The organism is Methanosarcina siciliae T4/M (assembly GCF_000970085.1).
Lineage (GTDB): Archaea > Halobacteriota > Methanosarcinia > Methanosarcinales > Methanosarcinaceae > Methanosarcina > Methanosarcina siciliae.
This window is the reverse complement of sequence record NZ_CP009506.1, coordinates 2340775-2360186: the sequence shown is the minus strand read 5'-3', so window position 1 is coordinate 2360186 and position 19412 is coordinate 2340775. Positions and strand designations below refer to the sequence as shown.

Genomic DNA, 19412 nt, shown 5'->3' with positions numbered 1-19412 from the left:
AACCTTCATCTATTATTAAAATACAGAAATGAAATCCCATTTTGAAGCCTAAAACCCTGATGTAGACGTTGATTTCAACTTTGCAGGGTCCGGAAGCCTGCGTACGTAAATAGAGGGAAGTGCTCCGGTCGATGTTTTTGCTTCAGCTTCGCAGAGTTACATTGATATACTTGCCGGAGAGGAGTTAATTGAAAACAACTCAAGAGAAGACTTTGCCCAGAACTCCCCTGTGCTCATAGTCCCACCAAGCAGTACCCTCAACATAAGCGGAATAGAAGATCTGACCGCCCCCGAAGTTGAGAGGACCGCAATCGGAAATCCCGAAACAGCTATCCCTCCCCCTTGCAAAAAAAGGAATACTGGCAGGAAATATCCCGGAAAACTTGCCCAGGTACTGGTCTTAATTTACCTAATACTTTTCTGGAATCATTTCTTTTCAACCTTTTCTTCCTGCAGCACTTTTTTTGCAATGATAAAAACTGCAAATGCAATTATAATGAAGTTTACCAGCTCCCCTAGAAAAGCTCCCCAGCTTATTACTATCGCCCCCAGTTCAACTGTTGCCGTCTCCCAGCCCCCTCCGGGAACAAAAGGTGTGATAATCGGCATGATGATGTTGTCCACAAATGACTTTATTAGAGCTGTGGATGCAATACCCATGATAAAGGCAATTGCCAGGGGAATCACCTTGTATTCGTAAAGGAATTCCTTGAATTCACTAAAAAGTCCCATATTTTCCCTCCGTATAAATGAAATAATATAAATTACCGGGATAGGTTCTTAACAAAATGTGAAACATTGATCAGAACAAATAATTGAAAAATCAGTAACAGAGTTAAACAACGGAAATAAAGCTAAAATCACGGTTAAAGAGAGATTGTGAAACTGAATTTGTTGCCTGCTTTCAAAGGGTTAATTATTAAGAGAAGAGAAAAATAGAAGAGACAGGAAAAATAAAAATTGTGATTTTCGATGGCAGAGACAAAAGCGATGGGTTTATGGGCTGCAGCTTCTATAGGAGTTGGGGCAATGGTCGGAGCCGGGATCTTTTCAATTTTCGGAACGGCTGTCCAGATTTCCGGAAACGCGGTCTACGTTTCTTTTATTATTGCAGGGCTGATCGCACTTTTAAATACCTATTCCTATGCAAAGATGGGGGTCAGGTACCCTTCGGCAGGCGGCCCTGTAGAGTTCATGCTTAAAGGGTTCGGAGACGGAATTTTAAGTGGCGGACTGAACATCCTGCTCTGGGTGGGTTATGTTTTCGGACTCGCCCTCTATGCAAAAGGTTTTTCGTACTATGCAGTAACCTTCCTCCCGGCAGGCTCGGCTTCTGTATGGACCAGTTTCTTTGCCACGGCTATCATCCTTGCCTTTACAGCCATCAATTTCAGAGGGGCAAAAACCGTGGGGAGATCGGAGCTCTTTATTGTTTCCATAAAAGTTGGGATTCTCTTGCTTTTTGCTGCTGCAGGGATTTTTTATATTACTCCAGGAAACCTTTCAACTTCAGCCTGGCCGACTCCCAAAAATCTCTTTTTCGGGGCTGGAATGGTTTTTCTCGCATACCAGGGCTTCGGGCTGATAACAAATGCTGCAGAAGACATGAAAAACCCGGAAAAAAACCTTCCGAGAGCCCTTTATCTGAGTGTCGTGCTCGTCATCATAATCTACGTATCCGTCAGCCTTGCTGTGATAGGAAACCTTTCCATCCCTGAGGTCCAAAATGCACAGGACTATGCCCTTGCAGCTGCTGCAAAGCCTTTTCTCGGGGATCTCGGTTTTAAAATAATGGCTTTTGCTGCCCTTTTTTCGACCTCTTCCGCAATCAATGCCTCCCTTTACGGGGGTGCAAATGTAAGTTACCTTCTGGCAAAAGACGGAGAATTGCCAGAAATTTTTGAGAGGAAAGTCTGGCACCGAAGCCCCGAAGGGCTCTTTATCACCTCAGGCCTGGTTATCCTCTGCGCAAACTTTCTCCAGCTTGAAGGGATAGGTATGCTTGCCAGTACTTCCCTTCTTATTGTTTATGTGGCAGTTAATGTTTCCCACCTCCGCCTGTTAAAAGAAACCGGAGCAAAATCCTATATTATATGGGCTTCACTTTTAAGCAGCCTGACGTTCTTTGGCGTGCTTTTGTACTACGAGTTCATGCACTCGAAAACAACTCTCGGGCTACTTGGGTTTACGGTTTTTTGTTGCTTTGCTGCCGAATGGACCTACAGAAAATACTCCGGTAGGCCTATAAAGGAAAGGACAAGCTGAATCTGAGAACCTAACCTCCAAAAAGAGTTGAAACCTGACTGGAAGATTTCCTGGGGTGCATTCATCGTAATTATAGAGAGCTTAAGGAAAAAACCAAAATATGCATAATTTTATATAATATTGGTTATGAATATATGTATAGGGCATCTGAAAATACTTTTTTCATACACTCAACATCTTTTACACCCCACTCCCAAACCCCCGAACTCTCAGATGCCCATCCCTCACTTTTTTTATGGGGAGGATGCAGGCAAAAGATAGAAATCAGGATCTTCTACTGGCTCCTGTATCAGAAAGGGTCGGAACTATCGTTCCTGATAGGAAGCGGGCTTTTTCCAGCCTCAAAGGGGACTGCCTCAAATGGGACTTCATCATAGCTTATACGTATCCACACATGAAGGCTTCGATCCGTGTGCTGGGAAAGAATAGATTTCTTTTAAAGGGGCCGTGTCCGAAGAGGGAATAATAACTTATGAGCTTTGGAGAGAGAACGGATGTTTTTGATCTTTTAAGATTAAGTTATTGAAATAATTTGAGTACTTCCAGAAAAGGCTATAAAATAGCAGTATAAACTCAATTTTATATATTTTCAGGTATTTTATACATATGGGCATCTGAAAAACTTTTTTCAAACCCCCACTTTTCCATTCCCCAATTCCCACCTCACCGAAAAACAGATGCCCTATTCCTTCAAATTCATTTGTCTTTTTATGTGTAAATGCTTTCATATCACGGGCATTTCCAACGATAAGAGACAGATGTTTTATCAAGGAATCATGAATAGGGACCCAAAAGTCACATTTTGGCCTTCGATGGCAATTCAATGGTTAATTTTTTGACGGCTTCGAAGAGCCAGAGAGAAAACAACCTTCCTGTCCAAAGGGAATGATGGAGTTAATATACAAAAAAGGTAAGTGAAAAGGACTTTCATTTTTTGGGCATGTTATTCCAAGGATTTCATGTGTGTTTTTTTTGGAAACTGCTTGTGCGTTTTTATTGGAAACTGCTTTATACTTTTCAGACCTGGAAGAACCTGCAAATTTCCCTCGAAATTTCTCTCGAAATTTCCCCGAAATTACCCTGAAGAAAACACCGTTAAAGTTCACCCTATAAAAATTGCAGGTAGGAGAGGACCGGGATACGCGAACACAGCAGCTTTCTGGGCACTGAAAAAATGGGTAAACTTCTTTTCAAGCTCTCAGCCCCTTCCATAATCGGGATGCTTGTTTATGCTTTTTACAACATAGTCGACACTATCTTCGTTGGCAGGGCTCTCGGGGAAGAAAGCGTTTCCGGCATTGGAGGGCTTGTGATAGCTTTTCCGATCCACATGCTGGCAATGGGAGTTGCAATCGGGCTCGGAGTAGGAGGGTCTTCGATAGTTTCAAGGGCCCTCGGGTCTAAAGAACTTCATAGGGCTGAAAAAGCCCTTGGGACCGTGTTTTTCCTGGGAGTTTTTCTCGGGCTTGCTTACTCCCTTATAGGGCTTTCCTTCATAGAGCCGCTGCTGAAACTTTTCGGAGCAACTCCAGGGATTATGCCCTATGCACGGAGTTACCTTGAAATAATAATGGCAGGTTCGGTTGTTTTTACTCTCGGGATCGCAGCCGAAGACCTTGTAAGAGCCGAGGGCAACGCCCGTTATGCAATGTTCGGAATGCTTTTAGGAGCCGGGTTGAATATTGTGCTTGATCCGGTTTTCATTTTCGGACTTGACATGGGAGTAAGGGGAGCTGCTGTTGCAACGGTTCTTGCCCAGCTTGTATCCACTGTCTTCTTATTGCGTTACTTCCTTGCCGGAAAAGGCTCGGTTGCCTTCAAGCCTGGATTTCCGGTCCCGGACTCCGCCATCTCAAAAGAAGTGGTGGCAATAGGCATCGGTCCCTTTATTGTTGAAGCTTCAAACAGTGTCATGATGATTTTTGTAAACAACGCCCTTGCAACCTACGGAGGAGACGTCTCAATTGCAGCCTTCGGGATCATCCACCGCCTGCTCCTGCTAATCTTCCTGCCGATGCTCGGGATTTCCTTCGGCCTCCAGCCCATAGTGGGCTATAACTATGGTGCAAAACAGTTTTCAAGAGTGATCGAATCCGTTAAGGTCGCCCTGAAAGTCAGCACTCTCTTCTCCCTCCCCGGGTTTCTGGTCATGTTTCTCTTTCCGGCTCCAATCATCCATATCTTCAGCCCTGATCCTGAACTCACAGCCGCAGGAGCCCGAGCCATGCGGATTGTGGTGCTTATCCTGCCCTTCATAGGTTTCCAGCTTGTAGGCACAACCGTGTTTCAGGCCCTTGGAAAACCAAAACCCGCTTTTTTCCTGTCTCTTGCAAGGCAGCTCCTGTTCCTGCTGCCTCTGGTGCTGGTCCTGCCGAGATTTTACGGACTGGACGGAGTGTGGGCTGCTTTTCCCATTTCGGATTTTCTGGCTTGCGTGCTGGCTGCGGGATTGCTGGAGAGGGAGTATCAAAAGTTTAAGACTAAGGAAAAGAAAGAGAAAAGCTTCCAATTAAGCCTGGAAATTGAGGCCTGATCTGATAGGAGGTTTTGACAAATAAATTAAGAAATAAATACATAAATGAAGAATAGGTTATCTGGCACTCATATCAGGCTGCATTATCCCGAATATATTTTTTTCTGTGTCGAGACAATATGCAAGCCAGCCTACACCGGGTATGGGTCTCTTTTCTCCAGTCACTTTGCCTCCGTGCTTCTGTATCTGATTCAGGTATTTATCGATGTCCGGGACGTCTATTGTGCAGATATAGGTGCTAATCGGAGTGTCTGCGCCCGGTCCTCCTACCTGCCTTCTCATCATACCACCATTGATTCCTGGCTCTTCTTGTTTACCTGTTGTTATGTTCCAGTATTCTATGGGACCTTCCCACTTCTCTATCTTCCAGCCGAACACATCCTCATAGAACTTTTTTGCCCTTTCAATATCTTCCGCACGTATCTCGAAATGAATAACTCTTGGCATTATAAGTACCCCCTGTTATAACTAGATGGGCTGGATGGTATTTATATATTAATTTAGGCTTCACTTTTTTAGGCAGTTACTTTTAAAACTTGAAAGAGTAGAAAGGAGAAAGATAAATATTCCGATAGTTATGGCCAAAGTGTGAACTAAGTATAGTCTTGAAACGTTATGACCAAAATGTGTACCTTCCGGGGACAAAAAAGACTTAAAATGATAACCTTTTTGGGATATTCAAGTAAGTTTTTTAGTCTGCAGGATGACCGTTATAGTACTTCCACTGCACTTTCACTATCATCTGCATGCTCTTTTTGTTTATACCGGGTTCCTTATTCGGTTTCCGTGAAACTGATCCTGAATGTAGTTCCTCCGTTAGTCTCCATTTCGATTGTACCCTCCAGCTGTTCTACAAGGATATTTACCAGCTGCAGGCCCAGAGAATCCGTGTTCTTGAAGTCGACGTTTTCAGGAAAACCCAACCCGTTGTCCGAAACAACCAGTAAATAAAGGTAACTGTTCTTAATTGAACTCCCTCTATAATTATTACTTATGATCTCATCTATGTTTTTATTTTCACTGATCTCCTTCCGGCAGAGTTTTATCCGGATTTCCCCTCTTCTTCCTGCAGGGAAGGCGTATTTCAGGGCATTGGAGACAAGTTCGTTGATAATGATTCCCAGAGGAATTGCCGTGTCCATTCCCAGGAATGTATCCTCTGCCTCCAGTTTCAGTTTTACGTCCTCTTTCCTGACCGTATACGAGCCGAGAAGGTCCGAAGTCAGCTTCCGGAGATAGGCTGAAAAATCAAGGGTTTCGATGTCCCCTGCCCTGTACAGCTCTTCGTGGATAATGGCCATGGACACCACGCGGTTCTGGCTTTCCCTGAATGCCTCAATAACTTCCCTGTCTTTGAACTTATCAGCCTGCAGTTCAAGAAGGCTGGATATTACCTGGAGGTTGTTCTTGATCCTGTGGTGGATCTCTTTCTTGCGGATCTCCTCGGTCCTTGCCAGGGCTTCTTCTGCTTCCTTTCTTTCGGTGATGTCATAGATTGAACCCTGCACAAGCACGGGTTTCCCTGAAGAATCGGAGATGTTCTGTATGATCTCATTGACCCATCGAACTTTTCCGTCCTTGTGCCTTATCCGGTATTCCCGGTTAATGATCGTCCCAGGGATGGTTTTCAGTTTCTCGGCGTCTTCAAAAATGCGGAGCCTGTCCTCTTCCTTCACAATCATGTCCCAGCGTACTTTTCCGGAAAGGAATTCTTCTTCGCTGTACCCGGTTATTTCTTCCAGGAGACCCTCTGCAAAAACCGGATCAAAGTTAACGTCTCCCTGGAAGGCAACTCCTTTGAAGTTTTGTATAAAAGAGCGGTATTTCTCTTCGCTTTCCCTTACTTTTTCAAGGGAATTTTTAATCTGCGTAATGTCTTTGTTTGCCCCGAGCATCCTGTATATGCGCCCGTTTTCATCCTTCAGGAATACTCCTCTGTTTTCCACATAAAGATAGGTACCGTCCTTCCTTTTGAGCCTGTATTCCTCGCGGTATTTTTCTCCCTTTTCCAGGCATCTGTTAAATGAATCGACTGCTCTTTTGCGATCCTTCGGGTGCAGGAGTTTTTTCCAGTCCTTCAGGCTGCTTAATTTTTTGAATTCTTCATCCCCGTAATCCATAAGTTCTCTGATAGCTCCTCCCCAGCCTATTTTATCCTCAGGGACGTCATAATCGTATACCAGCTGCCCGGTCTGCTCGGCAACGATGCGGAATTTTTCTTCGCTTCTCCGAAGTTCTTCAGTTGCAAGTTTTCTCTCGGTAATGTTTTTAATCACCCCGATCATCCGGTATACTCTGCCCTCTTTGTCTCTCAAATAGGTTCCGCAATCTTCCACATAAATATAGTCCCCTTCCTTCCTTTTGAGCCTGTATTCCTGGGAGTAATTCCCTCCGATCTTGGAAGCATTTCTAAAATACATGGCTGCTTTTTCATAGTCCTCAGGATGAATGTGCTTTTTCAAGAGCTCAAAGGTCGTAAGCTTGTGCATTTCCTCACTGGTATAACCGCTGATATCTTCAACGGCTCCTGCCCATTTAATGCGGTTTGAAGCTACATCGTAATCGTATACGAGCTGTCCTGTCTTTTCTGCTGCTACACGGAACCTTTCTTCGCTTTCCTGAAGTTTTTCTGCGGCAAGCTTTATGGGAGTGATATCTTTTATTACCCCGATAGCCTTGCGGATCTTCCCCTTTTCGTTTCGCAGATAGATTCCGCTGTCTTCTACATGGAAGTAGTTCCCGTCTTTCCTCCTGAACCTGTATTCCACCCGGAAGTGGCTGTCTTTTTCCTGAAACTTTTTGAATTCTGCAAGGGCCTTTTTCCGGTCTTCGGGGTGGACATGCTCCGCCCACGTCTTCCCATCGAATTTTCGGAATTCCTCTATGCCGTAGCCGGTAATTTCGGTTATGGCACCTGCCCAGGTAAGCACGTCATTTATATGGTCGTGTTCAAAGACAATCTGTCCTGTCTGTTCGGCAGCTACCCTGAAGCGCTCCTCACTTTCTAAGAGTTTCTTCTGGGAAAGCTTTTTTTCTTCAATATCTTTGATGACCCCAAATGCTTTGGATATGTTTCCACTTTCGTCTTTAAAGTAGACTCCTTCATCTTCCACGGTGACATAGCTTCCGTCTGCCCTTTTGAGCCTGTACTCTTCAGAGAAATCCCCTCCTTTTTCTCTGCAGCGGTAATGTGCCTCCATTACCTTTTCCCGGTCTTCGGGATGGATCAGCCCAAGCCAGCCGTCGACGTTGGTTTCCTGAAATTCCTCAAAGTCGTATCCGGTAATTTCGGGGATTGCTCCCGCCCATTCAATTGTCCCTTTTATGTAATCATCATGATACAGGACCTGTCCGGTATGTTCTGCAATAAGGCGGTACCTTTCTTCACTTCTTTCCAGTTTTTCCAGGGCACGTTTCTGTTCCGTTATGTCCTTTATCACCCCGACAGCCCTGTAGACCTTCCCGTCCTTATCTTTTATGTAAAAGCCGTTTTCCTCTGCGTAGAAATAGCTGCCATCTTTTCTCCTGAGTCTGTACTCTTTACAGAAGTCTTCCCCAGTATCCAGGCATTTTTTATAGGTCTCAACAGCTCTCTGGCGTTCCTCCGGATAGAGGTGTTCGGCCCATACCTCTGGGACGAATTTCTGGAACTCCTCATAACTGTAGCCCGTCAGTTCTTCGATTGCCCCTTCCCAGGTACTCCGTTTTGTCCTCAAATCATAATCATAAATAAGCTGTCCTGTCCTTTCTGCAACTGCCCGGAACCTTTCTTCACTTTTCTTCAGGATTTCCCGGGCTATTTTCTTTTCACTTATATCTTTTACTACGCCAATAATCCGGTTCATCTGACCTTGTTTATTTCTAAGGTACACGCTGCTATCTTCCACATAGAAATAGCTTCCGTCCTTTCTCCTGAACCGATACTCTGCGAGATATTTTCTTCCTGTTTCCATGCATTTTTCATGGATTTCCAAGGCATTTTCCATATCTTCCGGATGGATATGGTCCTTCCAGCCTTCCAGGTCTACCTGCCCGAACTCTTCAGGGCTGTATCCGGTAAGCTCTCTGATTGCTCCCACCCATTCAATTTTCCCTGTGCTGATGTCATAATCATATATAAGCTGCCCTGTATGTTCGGCAACGACGCGGTATCTTTCCTCGTTTTTCCGGAATATTTCTTCCGCAGCTTTACGCTGGGTTATGTCCTGCATTACCCCTCCCATGCCGGAAATTTCCCTTTTCTCATCCTTAAATGCATCCCGATTGACCAGGAAGTCTCTTATTTTTCCGTCAGCACAGAGTAACCCTACTTCATTGTCCAGGGTTCCTCCGGTCCTTGCCAGTTCTAGAGATACTCTATGGAAGTATTGTTTGATACTCCCGGAAGCCTTCCATTTAAAAATGTATTCATCTACGCGTTATGCATCCATTATTTAAAAAAGTACATGATGCGGATTGAATATTTATATAATTGCGGGTATCCCATTCAAACCGGAAGATTGATTCATTAATCCTTAGTTCATTTTATCGCGATTCGACTTAAATCCGCAGAAAAATATCTCCGACAGCACCTTCCCGGAATTTTAAAACTGGAATTTTAAAAACGAAGATTCAAATATATAAAATTTGAAATATTTTTATTTAGTAATGGACCGAGTACCGGACAAAATTCCGAAAAAAAGGTTTTTGTGATGGGATAAACAGATAAATTATTATAGCTAAGTGATAGATGAAATAGCTATCTATATATGATGACATATCACCTGGAAGAACATTCATATACAAGTGTTTACAAAAGTAAAATGGGGAATATAAGAAAAAAAATTCTCCAGAGGATGGAGAAAACAAAAAACCCCTACTTTCCCCATCCTCTTAATATGTTATCATAAATTGGCATAATTTTTCTATGAATTATCATTATTCTGAACTATACTTAAAAAATATTTTTTCAAATTGCCTTTCAGATAATCTCTGAAAAGGTGACATTTCTGAAAGTCCAAGATTGAACTTTAAGGAAAGAGTTTGGGCATTTTATTGATTCTCCAGGAAAAGTGGAGCGCCCATGAAGGCGGTTATTGCTCCTACAGGAAGAATAATCGGAGCCGGAAATCTTCTTGCCACAAGGTCTGCGCTGATCAGCAGGTTTCTAGGAGCTGGTTAATAACCTTTTTCAGGGTCACCGTGCCCTGCTTCGAACATCCGTTTCCCACCTTTTTCCAGTTCGAATTCGACCATGCCTTTCTGATCGGTTGTCCTTTCAAGAGGTGTCGGCCACCAGGCCTGCACTTTGGTTCTAGGGAGTTATCACAATCCAATGATGGCAAGCTGTCCCTAACCGCTTACTCCGGTGACCCCTTTCAGGACGTTCGGATTGAATTCGAGGTCAAACTGTCCCGCATCAAAGTTTGCAACATTTTCGACGTTTACGGTTGCATAAACCGTACTCCCCTTCACCGGCTAAGACGTGCTGCTGTATCTCTAAAGATCCCTGCGCCCAGTATAAGCGGGGATTTCAATGTCATTCCGGCATGCACGGATACAGACCGGGAGAACTGCTTTTTTTCCGCGGCCCTCACTAATAGTAAAGGTTTTTGAGTTTTATTTTATTACTAATTTTAAAAAAAGTATTAATAATGTAGAATATTAAACTTCTTATTTAATTAATTATTTATACTAAAGTATTTTTAAGTAATATTAATTCATTATTTACTTTTAATAATTATTACCTGATTTTGTTAAATCGGAGGCTTCATGCAAAAATGAGATTCAATGCTTTTTACGTAAAGAAAAATTTAGAGAATCATATGAATGCCAATAAAAAAGGTAGAAAGCAAATAAAGCTTCGAAAAACAGGGAATTAATGGGAGTTTTTTGCGGAAGTAATGCATTAAAAGCTTCTGAAGAACGTATTGAGAATTGTTATTTATTTTTAGGGGCATTTTATTTTCCTTAGCCCCGGTGATGGTTACAGGAAGCCCTATTAGAGCAGAAAATGCATGTGACCAAAAGGAAATAATTTGTAATTTTTTGGCAATGTTCTATAAATTCTCTTATATTAGAAATCCTTTTTTGTAACTCATTTATTTCTTTTTGACCTTCCTTGGTGATGTCCAACTTTGTGCTCGTATAAAATTTTCAGTGTTTTAGATACTACTATGTAAACTAAAGGCATGTTTTCGAAGAAATTTAAAAAACGCACATGAAATTCCTGAATTATAAACACAAAAAATGAAAATACGCCGGAACTTTCATGCCAGGTCAATAAAAATCTTAACCAGAAACTACCTGAAAGGTAAAACCAGCTAATCTCTGTGTATTTTCAACTTTACTTGTTTTACAATTTATTTAATTGTTATAATGAACTTGATTGAATACGAAATATTTATCTACCATTACGTAGTATTATAATATAGTAAATCAAATTTACTTGATTTACTGGCGTGGGCGAACATCCTTACAAGATCGAAAATATTCAGAGAGTAATTTGCCATTTTTTTACTCTATCTGAATAGAAGGAGTGGGGGATATAACCTCCATTAATTCTCCTCTTTTATTTTTTCTTGCCCTTTGAGTTCTTTACTGGATTCAAAAATACATCATTTTTCAGAACAACACTTCCCAAATCAAGATATTTTTTGTTATACCTTAATACCCGTCTCAATATTTTCAAAATAAGTAATCAATACACGGTTAATAGGAATCAGATATTTTTTCAGGGCAAGCAATATCCCGACAGAAAGGGATGCAACAAGCAGGGAACCGGCCATATCCATCGGGAAATGCAGCCCGGCATAAACCCTTGCAAACCCGCTGAGGAGCGCCAGAATGAAAAATATAGCTCCGTTGCGTCTCAAACCGGAGGTCAGGAGCATAAGGGAAACCGAAAACATTACAGTAGCATGGTCGGAAGGGAAGGATGACTCAGCTGCATGCGCTATGAGGAGAGTCCCCGTGGGGAGCATAAAAGGCCTGGGGTGAAAATAGAATAGAGTGATGATGAAATTGATCCCCAGGCCGAGAAGAGCTGCATATCCGGCAAACAGAGCTTCCTGACGATATTCATTTTTTGCAAACCATATGTAGGTGAGATAAACTGCAAAAAGAAATATGAGATAATTTGCTGCAAATATCATCGTTGTATCGAGAGCAGAGCTCTTTCCAGCCATATCATTGATAAGATGAAATAATGCAAGATTCTGGTTTGTTATCATAAAACTCACTTTTAAACATGCAGATTTGACTTACATTATTTTGTAACATTAATTGACTTTTGGTCGTCTGCACAAATGGTTGAATTTTTTGCTGAAAATTCTATTTGATGGTTTAGCTCTCAAAAAATAATACTTAAAAAAACATCCCTGTTTATATTCCATCTTTCAAAAAAAATTATCTCGTAATTCAAAATCGACATGGATATATATAGTATTCAACACACATTAAATATATTAATACATATTAATACCAACTTCAAAAGGATGAAAAACGTGCTTTTGCTGGACATAACAACATTTGAACTTGAAAATAGTGTTAAGTTATTTAAGCGATGGGAACAGGTTCTGAGCAGGGGTGCCCCGAAAGGGGTGAAAGTTCTTAACCGGTGGTTCGAAGCTGGAGGCGAGCGTATTATCACTGTCTATGATGTAGAGTCCATCAAAGATTATGCGACTTACAATTTACTGTTTACCGATTTATGTCATACCGAAGTCTTCCCTGTTGTGGGAGCTGAAGAATTTAAAAAATTTGTCTCAAAATGTATGGACAAATTAAGTCCGGAAGCCAAAATACGCAGTTCCGTATAATAACAACCATTTTAAAGAATAACTGAAAACTTCACCAGTTTTACTTTTCACCAGTTTTACTTTTCACCAGTTTTACTTTTAATGGATTAAATAATAAATTTGACTGGAAATCTTGAATTCTCAATTTATTTGTTATGACTAATATTTTGTATTTTCCTCTAAAGATATTCATTTCTGATGATTTTGTTTTTAACCGAACTTTAGCTTGTGAATGGGGCAATCGTTAAATTCAAATATATTCATTTTCAACTACTAAATCAATAGTTATTTTCAAATATAGTTGCTTTTAACTATACCCATAATGAATATTGCCCCTGGTAAAGGGTCTTGCAGCAGGAGGAAAATTATTGATGCCTGAATCATTATTTGTGGTGGGAGGGGAAGTCGAGCCTCCTTATTTCATAGGACGGGAAAATGAAATTGAAAAAATGAAGCTGGACATAGAAACCCTGGCACAGAATAATGTTATCATAGGGCCGCGCAGAATCGGGAAGACTTCCCTGCTCAGGAACCTTAAAACACGTGTTGAAGACGAGGTTCTCTTCGTTACCATAAATTGCAGAGAAATGACAGGTCTGAGTGACTTCTTCAGGGTTGTTACGCGAGCTTTGCTTGCAGCATACGAGGAAAAACACCAGCTTAAAGGGCTTGTGCAGAAATATTCCCGGGTATTTAGAGGAAAAATCACGGCTGCCTATAAATCACTTTCTGAGATCGGGGGCAGCATCGAACACATAGGGAATGTTTATCTCAGGTTCCGGGAAAAAGACGTTAACGAACAGGAACTGGTAGCTGAAACTTTTGATTTCATCAGGGGATTTTCAGGAGAAAAGAAAGAACCGATAATTCTTGCTTTTGATGAGTTTCAGGAATTAAGGAGATTTAACGGATATATTTTCAACATATTAAAGAGCCAGATGGACAGCCAGTCTTCGGTCAGATACATCTTCTCAGGGTCTTCGGTATCCCTGCTGCATGAAGTATTTCTAAAACCTGATTCTCCGCTGTACCTCATGACTGCAAGAATTCAACTTGAGCCCATAGAAGAACAGCATGTTAAAAAATATATACGGGACCGTCTCCTGACCCAGAACATACGGATTACTGACAGCGCGCTGGAAAGAATATATGCATGTACCGGAGGCTTTCCTTTCTATTTCCAGAAAATAGGATTTATTCTCTATCAGAACTCAGTTCTGAAAAATAAAAATACTATTGATGATGTCGATGTTGAAAATGCATTCAATTCCATGCTAAACGAATTCGATAGTGAATTTGAATCCAGGTACGAATGGAAATTCAGCGATCAGCAAAAAACCATCCTGAAATTCCTGTCAAGGGAGAAATACCGCAGATTAAGCGAAATCTCATCAGATATGCAGACGCCTGCCTCCTCGCTGACAACCTCGATGAGAGATCTTTACAACACGATGACAATTGAAAAACCGGAAGAAGGAATGTACGGTATCCTGGACAACGTATTCAGGATCTGGGTCAGGAGAAACATCCTTGATGAGTTCAGTGAGTAAATTCGAAGTGAGTAAATGCGAAAGCAGACAAACCTTTTACGCTTGCACATGTTAGAGAGTGCCCGGATCAATGAGAAAGGCTTGAGGATAAATATAAAGGATTTATTTCTTTAGCTTATCCAACGGAAGAGTAAAGATGAATGTGCTTCCTTTCCCAATTTCACTTTGAACATTGATATTTCCGTCATGTATTTTTACAACTTTTTTTACAATTGCCAAGCCTAGACCCGTTCCTTTGTATTCGCATGATAAAGAAGATGCTATTTGCTGGAACGGTTCAAACAGGAGTTTTTGATTTTCTGAAGAGATCCCAATACCATTGTCTATTACTGATACTGATAATTCATCATTAATTATATCTGCTTTCACACATACTTTCCCATTGGAGGGGGTGAATTTAATGGCATTACTGACAAGATTATACAATATTTGCTTAAACATGGATTTGTCAGCATAAAGCAAATCTACTTCTTTACTAATTAAAATCTCCAGGGAAATATTTTTTTCAGTAGATAAGGGGGAAACAGTTTCCAGTACCTCGGAGATGGTCTCACGGACTGCAAAACATTCAAGATGCAGCTCCATTTTTCCCGCTTCAATTTTTGATAGATCTAAAATGTCATTTATCAGATCAAGCAAATACTTTCCACCAGACCTTATATTTTTGACATATCTAGCCTGCTTTTTATTCAGCTTTCCAGGTGATTCGGTGAGTAAGAGGTCAGAAAATCCGATAACTGCGTTTAAGGGTGTCCTTAACTCATGACTCATTTTTGCAAGAAATTCACTTTTTGATTTATTTGCATCTTCAGCTCCATTTTTTGCATTGATCAGGTTTTGTTCATTTTCCTTTAACATCTGTTCTATCTTTTTTTGATCAGTTACATCATCAACGTGTGGATTGACCTTTGATCTTGATCTGTAACCCATTTACGGACTCATTTATGGGACAGCGCAAGTTTTACCCCGATTACGGTAAAAATGCCTGCTTTCCCCCAGTTAATATATTTCCCGATTCCCGGTCTCCGTACGATTTTATCCCCGATTATCCCGGCAAAGACCGAGATTACGGAAAAAATCAGCCAGGCCTGTACAAGGAACACTATTCCCAGAAATATCATCTGCATCGGAATACTTCCCGATTCCAGATTTACAAACTGGGGGAGGAATGCGAGGAAGAAGAGAGCGACTTTAGGGTTCAGGACATTCATGAAAATCCCGCGCCTGTAAAGGGCAAATGCATTTGTTTCCCGAACAGGGGCAGAAGATACCAGTTCCCCGCTTTCTCTTAAAGCCTGCCAGGCAAGGTAAAGCAAATAGGCTGCTCCGGCATATTTGACGATTTCGAAGGCAAGGGTCGATTTGTACAGAAGGGCGGAAATTCCTAAGGCAGCTGCACTGGTGTGGACGAGTATGCCCGTACACAGGCCCGTTGCGGTTGCAATTCCTGCCATTTTGCCCTGTGAAATACTCTGAGTGAGCACGAAAAGAATATCGGGGCCCGGAAGAAATGTAAGGGCTGCAGAAGCTGCAATGAAATAAAGTAATTGGGATTGTTCGATCAAGCTTTCTCACTTTTTTTCCTTTTAAACGTATTCAGAAGCTGGATTTTAATTGTAAATGAATATATTTATTTATACAGGTTTTATTTTTGAATTTCCTAAAAGATATTCATTATGGAAATCCGCCTGGTAAAAGATTAATTCCTTCTGAATATAAAAGCTAATATGGAGTAAAGAACCTGTTTAGAGTAGAACTCCCCGGTTTCTGGAGAATGCTTTACACAATTACAAATGGCAATCAAGGCGTCAAAATTCTTATAATAGTGATTGACATAACCGATCATAAAAAATACGACAAAATATTCGGTTACAAGAAATAATTATGATCGAATTTAATTTGACTATATATTTGATACACACTTTTGGTGTGTTTCCGAGTCCGTATTCAAAAACAAGATCAACTAAAACAAGGATTGAAACAATCCTCCATTTCCTTACTGCATTTTTCCTGTTGCAAAACAACTTCCGGCAAAATAAGGATAAAACAAAAAACTACAATCGAACTTATAATTTGTCCGTCCCCCGTAGATTTGACAGAACCTCATATACAAAATTATTTTAAGTACCATAATTTCTATAAACACAGTTATGTCAGAAGCTGGAACAAATGTCTTAATAACTGTATCAAGACCACTTGAAAAACAATTACGTGCTCCTGAAGCTACAAGAAATAATTATAATAGAGTTTTACAGGAGCTAATACAGGAGCATAACAGGCGACTATTAGGTGAACGCGGAGCAAAACTTATCAGAGAGCATAAGGATGAATTTGTAAACATTAAAGAACTTTGTGAACATGAATAAATTTTAATGGACTTCGAAGTTTTTTATACATCCAAAAATATACAATACTATTCCTGATGAAAGAAGAAAGCAGATGTTATCTGAAATATTAGGGCTTTGCGATCCCTTTCTTGAAATTCTCAGCTCAACTGACTTTCGATGAGTTCGATTGACTACCCAATTAAAGGCTACCGATTTTCTTTACTGAAATAAGCAGCGTAGATTTTTCCTTCGTCGGTCAGCCTCCAGATTTTCACTCCACTTTTTCCGCCTGCAGGCTCCCCTCTTTTTATCGAGCCTTTCCTGCCGGAGAGAAGCCCGGAAAATTCCAGGGACTTGAGGATTGGATTAAGGGTCTGAGGCGTTACTCCGAGGTGGTTTGCTATGTTTTTGCTTATGAAGGGCCTGAGTTTTTCATCGCTGCACTGCTCGGTCGGGTCTTTTAGCTTCTTTTCTTCCTGCATCAGGTAGGAGAGGGTCTTTTTTCCCTGCTTTCCGATTTTTTCGAAATAACCGGGATCAGGCATGGGGAGTTCAAGTTTGATGCTACCGTTTCCTTTTTCCTGGATTACAAAGGCTTTGCAGCGGCACATGCCTGCAGCACTCAAGGCTGCAAGTGAGAGGATTTTCGTGCCGCCTGTAACGTTTAAAACAACTTCGACTCCTTCGGGCTGGGCATTGATCAATTCGATTATCGTTATGAGGCATTCTTTGAAATTAAAGGGGTCTACTTTGAAGGTTTTGACTCTGATCCCGAAACCCCCAAGGAGACTTTCCAGCTCAGAAGCTTTTTCCGGGGGATTCACGATTTCCGCACCTGCTTTTATCTCGGATTCCGGATAGAGCTCGGATAAAGGCTTTCCGGCAACCAGCAGGACCTCATCTACGTTTTCCATCAGGCGGACTCCCAGTTTTACGATATCTCCCGACCCTCCGAGGGTTGCAATCATTACTGCCATGCTTTTTCCCGAGCCTTGCTTTTCTTATTTCATTCCTTTTTCTGTCTTTTTTCTTTCCTGTTATTTTTCAATTCCTTTTCTGTTATTGTCCTGTTACTTTTTCTCTTACAGTTCAGGTCATTCAGCAATAAATAAGCATTCTTTTTCTGCGTATGTTTCAGGGTTGAAGTCCTTCCCGATTACGAGCCTTTTTCCCAGGCAGGCCATGCAAACCGGAGACAGGAGCACGGAATCTTCTTCAGTCCTCTCTTCATGGTCAAGTAGCTGCTCGATTTCGTCTGCAAGTCCGTTCATCTTTTCAGGGTCAAGCTCGCCGAAAAAAACGCTTTTCTGGAACCTGCTGAGCCCGAAGTCCAGGCATTTTTCCGAGACCCTGTTCCGTAGGTTGTTATCGGTTATGTCGTAGACGAGCCACAAAAACATGTTTCATCCCTCAATACCCGGAACTTTTTCCGGTATCGTATCGCCAGCACAAAATTATCGCCAGTATACAAAAGGAGCATATCCGCTGCTCTCTCCGGTAAGAAATTTTGCAACCGCCCTTGTCTGCTTCAGGATTAAGATGGAAAATGAGTGCCGGAAACCCCTGTAATTTACAGTTTTTGCAAGCCTTTCGGAGACTGCTTCTAGAGTTTTGCGCCTTCCGGCCCTGTTCAGGTAAAAACCGCCTTCAACCGACTTGAGGTCTTTTTCTGTTACAAGCTTTTTTGAGATAAGGCTTATCACAGCCCTGTCCACAACCGGCTGCCGGAATTCTTCAATCAGGTCAAGGATAAGAGACGGCTTTCCCGGAAGGTCGGTATGCTGGAAACCCATGTAGGGGTTGAGGCCTGAGAGCACGCAGGCTTTTTCCACTTCGGTATAGAGAATTCCGTACCCGTAACTGAGCATTGCATTAAAAAGGTCTCCAGGCGGCCTTTTTGTTCTCGTCCCCGAGTACACGGCTTCGGGAAGGACATTTGAGAGGGCCTGAAAGTAAATCCTTGAAGCCTCGCCTTCAATCCCGAACAGGCTCTCCCTTGCTTCTTCAATATATCCCCACTCTTCAGCCCGCTCCTTTATTTTTTCGGACAGGGACATGATCCTTTCCGCCTGTCCCACTAAGCGCTCATTATTTCTCTTTTTTGCCAGGCTTTTCAGCAGATATCCCTGGTTCCTTATTTTAGCTCCGATCATGGAGCCCATAAGAAAAATCCCTTTTCCGTCATCATAAGCCCTTGCCTGGTAGCGCTGTACGGTTGCAGAGTTTTCCTGTTCGCAGGAATAAGTCCTTGCAAAAGGCTTCCCCAGCCGGTCAAAATAAACTATGTCTATTCCTTTTTTAACCGCAAGCTCTATCGCATCAGCAGTAACTGCAGCTCCTTTGTAAATAAGGATCTGAGACACTTTATCCGCTGAAAACCCTTTTTTGAGCAGCTTTTCAGTCTTATCAACGAAAATAAACCGGTTGCTCTTCTTATGTATATAAGTCCCGTATTCGTCAACAATCAACCTAATCCAGAATTCCCTCCTGAATTTGAAAACCATAATAGAAGTTCACTTTTCATTTAAGCCTACAGATCTATAAGTATTATTTCGCGAAGAATTCGGTCTTTATCCGAATTCTTGAAGTTTGTATCCCCGTTTTCCTGAAGAATCACGCTTTTTTCTCAATTTGACCCATGAATTTTCAAAAAAACAACATCTACATAGAACATCATAAAAAACTATTTTGAAGTATTTCTAAAGAAAATTTGGATTTTTCTGAGGAGCCCGGATGAAAAATCCACCATGAGGCGGCGCTATGAACTTCGTATTAGAATTATAAATGTATCCCGGATACCCTACTTTACAAATGATTTTAAAGAAGTGTACAGATATGTACATTGTCAAAAAAATAATTTCGCTGCCAAGCAGTCGAAAATACAAAAGTTTATATGGTATCCATCCTTATATACTCCTTAGCTAATTGTCGATGGACAAATTTAGTTAACAAAAATGGA

Annotated in this window: 18 protein-coding genes and 1 pseudogene; 7 read left to right on the top strand and 12 right to left on the bottom strand. The window is 41.5% G+C overall.

Annotated features, from left to right (window positions below):
• Window positions 1-109: 109 nt before the first annotated feature.
• Window positions 110-271, top strand: a pseudogene (locus MSSIT_RS25535) (molybdate ABC transporter substrate-binding protein); the annotation flags it as partial.
• 155 nt (window positions 272-426) lie between these two features.
• Here MSSIT_RS25535 and MSSIT_RS10010 read toward each other — a convergent pair.
• Complete coding sequence (locus MSSIT_RS10010) at window positions 427-732, bottom strand: MscL family protein (protein ID WP_048172097.1); 306 nt, start codon at window positions 730-732, stop codon at window positions 427-429.
• Between the two features lie 240 nt (window positions 733-972).
• Here MSSIT_RS10010 and MSSIT_RS10005 point away from each other — a divergent pair, with 240 nt between their 5' ends.
• Entirely contained in the window at window positions 973-2265 is a 1293-nt protein-coding gene (locus tag MSSIT_RS10005) for an APC family permease (protein ID WP_048172096.1), read from the top strand.
• Between the two features lie 244 nt (window positions 2266-2509).
• Window positions 2510-2731 carry a hypothetical protein gene (locus MSSIT_RS10000; protein WP_231590500.1) on the top strand — a complete coding sequence of 74 codons (222 nt, stop codon included), beginning with the start codon at window positions 2510-2512 and terminating at the stop codon, window positions 2729-2731.
• 4 nt (window positions 2732-2735) lie between these two features.
• Here the strand turns inward: MSSIT_RS10000 and MSSIT_RS24095 are convergent, their stop codons facing one another.
• A complete protein-coding gene (locus tag MSSIT_RS24095; protein ID WP_231590499.1) occupies window positions 2736-3035 on the bottom strand; it encodes a hypothetical protein in 300 nt (99 codons plus the stop codon).
• A gap of 404 nt (window positions 3036-3439) precedes the next feature.
• Between MSSIT_RS24095 and MSSIT_RS09985 the strand changes: the two genes are divergently transcribed.
• The gene (locus tag MSSIT_RS09985; protein ID WP_197080359.1) at window positions 3440-4798 is read left to right on the top strand and encodes an MATE family efflux transporter; all 1359 of its coding nucleotides are present in this window, start codon (window positions 3440-3442) and stop codon (window positions 4796-4798) included.
• Window positions 4799-4855: 57 nt separating this feature from the next.
• Here MSSIT_RS09985 and MSSIT_RS09980 read toward each other — a convergent pair whose 3' ends face one another.
• From MSSIT_RS09980 to MSSIT_RS09970, 5 genes are all read right to left on the bottom strand, one after another.
• Window positions 4856-5245 (bottom strand): VOC family protein, encoded by a 390-nt coding sequence (locus MSSIT_RS09980; protein WP_048172088.1) that lies wholly within the window; start codon window positions 5243-5245, stop codon window positions 4856-4858.
• Window positions 5246-5571: 326 nt separating this feature from the next.
• Window positions 5572-9021 (bottom strand): PAS domain-containing protein, encoded by a 3450-nt coding sequence (locus MSSIT_RS21235; RefSeq protein WP_052721604.1) that lies wholly within the window; start codon window positions 9019-9021, stop codon window positions 5572-5574.
• Window positions 9022-9955: 934 nt separating this feature from the next.
• Window positions 9956-10084, bottom strand: coding sequence for a hypothetical protein (locus MSSIT_RS25295; protein ID WP_269430822.1), 129 nt, complete (start codon window positions 10082-10084; stop codon window positions 9956-9958).
• Between the two features lie 45 nt (window positions 10085-10129).
• Entirely contained in the window at window positions 10130-10252 is a 123-nt protein-coding gene (locus MSSIT_RS21985) for a cohesin domain-containing protein (RefSeq protein ID WP_082088947.1), read from the bottom strand.
• A gap of 1184 nt (window positions 10253-11436) precedes the next feature.
• Complete coding sequence (locus MSSIT_RS09970) at window positions 11437-11964, bottom strand: undecaprenyl-diphosphatase (RefSeq protein ID WP_231590498.1); 528 nt, start codon at window positions 11962-11964, stop codon at window positions 11437-11439.
• Window positions 11965-12273: 309 nt separating this feature from the next.
• Here MSSIT_RS09970 and MSSIT_RS09965 point away from each other — a divergent pair, with 309 nt between their 5' ends.
• Entirely contained in the window at window positions 12274-12597 is a 324-nt protein-coding gene (locus MSSIT_RS09965) for a DUF3303 domain-containing protein (RefSeq protein WP_197080357.1), read from the top strand.
• 350 nt (window positions 12598-12947) lie between these two features.
• Window positions 12948-14126, top strand: coding sequence for an AAA family ATPase (locus MSSIT_RS09960; protein ID WP_048172082.1), 1179 nt, complete (start codon window positions 12948-12950; stop codon window positions 14124-14126).
• A gap of 102 nt (window positions 14127-14228) precedes the next feature.
• Here MSSIT_RS09960 and MSSIT_RS09955 read toward each other — a convergent pair whose 3' ends face one another.
• Together MSSIT_RS09955 and MSSIT_RS09950 are read right to left on the bottom strand one after the other, a co-directional pair.
• A complete protein-coding gene (locus MSSIT_RS09955) occupies window positions 14229-15056 on the bottom strand; it encodes a sensor histidine kinase (RefSeq protein ID WP_052721603.1) in 828 nt (275 codons plus the stop codon).
• Window positions 15057-15064: 8 nt separating this feature from the next.
• Window positions 15065-15691, bottom strand: a complete 627-nt coding sequence (locus MSSIT_RS09950) for a LysE family translocator (protein ID WP_048172080.1) — start codon at window positions 15689-15691, stop codon at window positions 15065-15067.
• A 585-nt stretch (window positions 15692-16276) separates the two neighbouring features.
• Here MSSIT_RS09950 and MSSIT_RS23170 point away from each other — a divergent pair.
• Window positions 16277-16492 carry a hypothetical protein gene (locus MSSIT_RS23170; protein ID WP_156158838.1) on the top strand — a complete coding sequence of 72 codons (216 nt, stop codon included), beginning with the start codon at window positions 16277-16279 and terminating at the stop codon, window positions 16490-16492.
• Window positions 16493-16659: 167 nt separating this feature from the next.
• Here the strand turns inward: MSSIT_RS23170 and MSSIT_RS09940 are convergent, their stop codons facing one another.
• The 3 genes from MSSIT_RS09940 to cas1 all read right to left on the bottom strand — a co-directional run bounded on the left by MSSIT_RS09940 (window position 16660) and on the right by cas1 (window position 18921).
• Window positions 16660-17430: an HFX_2341 family transcriptional regulator domain-containing protein gene (locus MSSIT_RS09940; RefSeq protein ID WP_048172077.1), complete on the bottom strand. Its 771-nt coding sequence runs from the start codon at window positions 17428-17430 to the stop codon at window positions 16660-16662.
• 117 nt (window positions 17431-17547) lie between these two features.
• Window positions 17548-17853, bottom strand: a complete 306-nt coding sequence (gene cas2, locus MSSIT_RS09935; RefSeq protein ID WP_048172076.1) for a CRISPR-associated endonuclease Cas2 — start codon at window positions 17851-17853, stop codon at window positions 17548-17550.
• A gap of 54 nt (window positions 17854-17907) precedes the next feature.
• The gene (gene cas1, locus MSSIT_RS09930; RefSeq protein WP_197080356.1) at window positions 17908-18921 is read right to left on the bottom strand and encodes a CRISPR-associated endonuclease Cas1; all 1014 of its coding nucleotides are present in this window, start codon (window positions 18919-18921) and stop codon (window positions 17908-17910) included.
• Window positions 18922-19412 lie beyond the last annotated feature (491 nt).